This is a genomic window from Planctomycetota bacterium, assembly GCA_026387035.1.
GTDB lineage: Bacteria > Planctomycetota > Phycisphaerae > FEN-1346 > FEN-1346 > JAPLMM01.
This window is the reverse complement of record JAPLMM010000055.1, coordinates 1-3,181: the sequence shown is the minus strand read 5'-3', so window position 1 is coordinate 3,181 and position 3,181 is coordinate 1. Positions and strand designations below refer to the sequence as shown.

Sequence of the window (3,181 nt, the reverse complement as noted above, 5' to 3'; positions counted from 1 at the left end):
GGCCGACGCCCCCGTCCCGCAGGCCAGCGTCGGGCCGCTCCCGCGCTCCCACGTCCGCATCACCACCTCGCCGAGCGAGACCACCTCGACCACGTGGACGTTCACACGCTCCGGAAAAAGGGCGTGATGCTCGATCTTCGGACCGAGGGTCTCGAGCGGCCAGGCCTCGGCGTCGTCGGCGTAGAACACCGCATGGGGATTCCCCATATTGACGCAGGTCATCCAGAGCGTCCGCCCGCCCACCACCAGCGGCACGTCGACGACGCGGTCGCCCTCCAGAAGGACCGGGATCTTCTCGGGGTCCAGGACGGGCCGGCCCATCGAGACGCCGGCCCGGACGACCTTCCCGTCCGGATCGCGCTCGAGCGTGACCTCGCGCAGACCCGCCTCGGTCTCCACGCGGACCGTATCGCCTGCCGCCAGGCCGCGGTCGGCCGCAAACTTCGCCACGCCGCGAACCCCGTTGCCGCACATCTCGGCCTCGGAGCCGTCCGCGTTGAAGATGCGCATGCGGACGTCGCCCTCGCCCTCGGCCGGCAGGACGAGGATCAGGCCGTCGGCCCCGACGCCGAAGTGGCGGTCGCTCACGCGGCGAGCCAGTTCTTCCGGCCGGGCTACGGCCGTCTCAATGCCGTTGATATAAATGTAGTCGTTCCCAGCGCCCTGGAGTTTCACGAATCGCATGGGAAGCGTCCTTCCAACCGCCCCGGCATCCCTGGCGGCGAGGGATTATAGCGGCGGCGGCGGCGACCTATCCAGTGTTTTGTACGCCCGGCAGCGGGCGGGAAAGTTGACTTCGCATCACCCGGGCGGTAGACTGGGCCCTCCGGGCGGCCGAACACGGCAACACGGGCGGCTTCCCCGCGGGTCAAGGAACTCGGATTTGGTTGACGGCGCCAATATTGTGGGACTGGTCCTGCGTCTGCCCGTGGTCCTCTTCGCCCTGACGATCCACGAGTTTATGCACGCGTGGACGGCGTACAAGTGCGGGGACGACACCGCCTACCGCATGGGCCGGGTCACCCTGAATCCCCTGCCCCATCTGGACCTGATCGGAACGCTGTGCCTGCTGTTCGCGCCCATCGGGTGGGCGAAGCCCGTGCCCATCCAGCCGATGAACTTTCGGCGGCCCCGCCGCGACGACATTCTCGTGAGCGGCGCGGGCATAGCGGCGAACTTCGCGCTCGGCATCGCGTGTGGCCTGGCGCTGCGCTTTGCCGCCGCCCCGCTCGCCGGGACCGGCCGTCTCGGCGCCCTTTTCCTCTTCCTCCTCTACATGGGGTGCTTCATCAACTTCGGCTTGGCGGTCTTCAACCTCCTGCCCGTGCCGCCGCTCGATGGTTCGCACATCCTCGAGCACCTGCTGCCCCGGCGCCTGGCGGCCCGCTACGCCCTTTTTCGGCGGAAGGCGGCCATGGCCCTGGTGGGGCTCATCGTGGCAAACTACTTCCTCAGCGACGCACTAGGCTTCAGCCCGCTGGGCTACCCGATCCTCTGCCTCGTGCGCCTCTTCGCAGGAGCCGATTGGGCCTGACGGAACGAAGGGTACAGCGATGGCCGAGACGAAACCACTTCGGCGGAAACGGATCCTGAGCGGGATGCGCCCGACGGGGCGCCTCCACCTCGGGAACCTCGTCGGCGCCCTCTGGAACTGGCGCGACCTCCAGGACGCGTACGACTGCTTCTTCATGATCGCCGACTACCACGCCCTGATGAGCGAGTACGCCGACCCCGCTCCAATCGCCGACGCGACGCGCGAGGTCATGATCGATTTCCTCGCCTGCGGCCTGGACCCGGAGCGCAGCGTCCTCTTCCGCCAGAGCGACCTACCGGAGCACGCGGAACTCCACCTCATCCTCTCGGCCTACACGCCGATCTCCTGGCTCGAACGCAATCCGACCTATAAGGAGCAGATGGAGCAACTCAAGACGAAGGACATCCACAACTACGCGTTCCTCGGGTATCCCGTCCTGCAGGCGGCGGACATCGTCCTCTACAAGGCGGACGTCGTGCCCGTCGGCGAGGACCAGTTGCCTCACCTGGAACTCGCACGCGAGGTCGTCCGGCGCTTCAACAGCCTCGTCGGCCGCAACGTCCTCGTCGAGCCGCAGGCCAAACTCACCCAGAGTCCGCGCCTCCTGGGCACCGACCGGCGCAAGATGTCCAAGAGTTACGGAAACCAGATCGACGTCGCCGACGCGCCCGAGACGATCCGCAAGAAGGTACTCTCGATGATTACGGACCCGAAGCGCATCCGGCGTGACGACCCCGGCCACCCCGAGGAATGCAACGTCTGCCAGTACTACCGCACGTTCGCACCGAAGGAATACGACCATGTGGCCGAGCGGTGCCGCACCGCCGCCTGGGGATGCACCGACTGCAAGGCCCGCCTGGCGGACGTGCTCATCGAACTGCTGGCCGAGCCACGCGCCCGCCGCGAGGAACTCGAAGCGCACCCCCAGCGGTTGAGGGAACTCCTGGCCGAGGGGGCACGAAGGGCCCAGGCGGTCGCCAGGAAGACGCTGGAGGAAGTGAAGGCCATCACCGGCCTGGGGCCGCTGGGATCCTAATACTACTACGCTGTGTTCTTCAACGCAGAGAACGCTGAGAACGCAGAGAACGGCTGTCAAAGGAATAAAAAGGAATAAGGAGACGGCGTGACGTTGGGGGGCCCGTGCCTCGGCGCGCCGGGGTTGTGAAATAAGAGTTTATCTCTGCGCTCTCTGCGATCTCTGCGTTGAGACAGCGTTGTAGAATTAGCGGACACGAGGCGACGATGACCTACAAGGTTGAACTCGACGTTTACAACGGCCCGATGGACCTCCTCCTGTACCTCATCAAGCGCGAGGAGGTGGACATCCGCGAGGTCCAGATCGCGAAGATCGCCGACCAGTACCTCGCCTACCTCGACCTGCTGAAGGCCCTGGACATCGAGTTGGCGGGCGACTTCATCGTGATGGCGGCGACGCTCCTGGAGATCAAGAGCCGCTCCCTTCTGCCTCGCCCGCCGGCCGAGGTCGAGGAAGGCGAGGAGGAAGAAGACCCGCGCGAGACCCTGATCCGCCAGTTGATCGAATATCGGCGATTCAAGGAGGCCGCCGGATTGCTGGACGACCGCGGCCGCGAGATGGCCCGGCGGTTCGGCCGGCAGGTGGACGAACGGCTCCTGGAGAAACTCGTC

At 66.3% G+C, this 3,181-nt stretch carries 4 protein-coding genes; 3 read left to right on the top strand and 1 reads right to left on the bottom strand.

The genetic code is table 11. From position 1 onward, the window contains the following. Window positions 1-684: diaminopimelate epimerase (dapF, locus tag NTX40_01650; GenBank protein ID MCX5647790.1), on the bottom strand; the 684-nt coding region annotated here is incomplete at its 3' end. Between the two features lie 199 nt (window positions 685-883). Between dapF and NTX40_01645 the strand changes: the two genes are divergently transcribed. The 3 genes from NTX40_01645 to NTX40_01635 all read left to right on the top strand — a co-directional run. Then, entirely contained in the window at window positions 884-1,534 is a 651-nt protein-coding gene (locus NTX40_01645; GenBank protein ID MCX5647789.1) for a site-2 protease family protein, read from the top strand. 19 nt (window positions 1,535-1,553) lie between these two features. After that, window positions 1,554-2,570 carry a tryptophan--tRNA ligase gene (gene trpS / locus NTX40_01640; GenBank protein ID MCX5647788.1) on the top strand — a complete coding sequence of 339 codons (1,017 nt, stop codon included), beginning with the start codon at window positions 1,554-1,556 and terminating at the stop codon, window positions 2,568-2,570. Between the two features lie 206 nt (window positions 2,571-2,776). Beyond that, window positions 2,777-3,181 (top strand): segregation/condensation protein A (locus NTX40_01635; GenBank protein ID MCX5647787.1); only part of this gene is annotated, 405 nt, incomplete at its 3' end.